Origin of the sequence: Corallococcus sp. CA047B, assembly GCF_003612065.1 — a bacterium.
GTDB classification, from domain to species: domain Bacteria; phylum Myxococcota; class Myxococcia; order Myxococcales; family Myxococcaceae; genus Corallococcus; species Corallococcus praedator.
On the sequence record NZ_RAWD01000703.1, the window covers coordinates 1 to 666 of the forward strand.

Consider the following 666-nt stretch of genomic DNA (forward strand, 5'->3'; position numbering starts at 1 on the left):
CTGAAGAGGCCCGTCTCGCGGAAGAGGCCCGACTCGCGGAAGAGGCACGCCTCGCGGAAGAGGCCCGTCTCGCCGAAGAGGCCCGACTCGCTGAAGAGGCCCGTCTCGCCGAAGAGGCCCGCCTCGCTGAAGAGGCCCGACTCGCGGAAGAGGCCCGTCTGGCTGAAGAGGCCCGTCTCGCTGAAGAGGCCCGTCTCGCTGAAGAGGCCCGTCTCGCCGAAGAGGCCCGCCTCGCTGAAGAGGCCCGTCTCGCCGAAGAGGCCCGTCTCGCCGAAGAGGCCCGGCTGGCTGAAGAGGCCCGTCTCGCCGAAGAGGCGCGGCTGGCTGAAGAGGCCCGCCTCGCGGAATCGGCCCGCCTTCGTGCCGAGGAAGCAGCTCGGATCGCCGAAGAGATCCGTCTCGCGGAGGAGGCTCAGCTTCGTGAGGAAGAAGCCCGCCTCGCCGAAGAAGCCCGTCTCGCCGAAGAAGCCCGCCTCCACGCCGAAGCCCAGCGCGCGGAAGCACTGCGACAGGCCGAACTGGCACGTCAGGCCGAACTCCATCGCCTCGCGGAGGAAGCCCGCGCCGCCGAGGCCCAGCGTCAGGCTGAACAGGCCCGCCGCGCGCAGGAACCCGCGCAGCCTCCGGCGCTGCCCCGGCGTGCCCGCCCGACCACGGCCCCCACGC

1 protein-coding gene is annotated in these 666 nt (G+C 72.1%); it reads right to left on the bottom strand.

From position 1 onward, the window contains the following. Nucleotides 1-666, bottom strand: a 666-nt coding sequence (locus D7X74_RS43500; RefSeq protein ID WP_158622381.1) for a hypothetical protein, incomplete at both ends; no start/stop codon positions are given.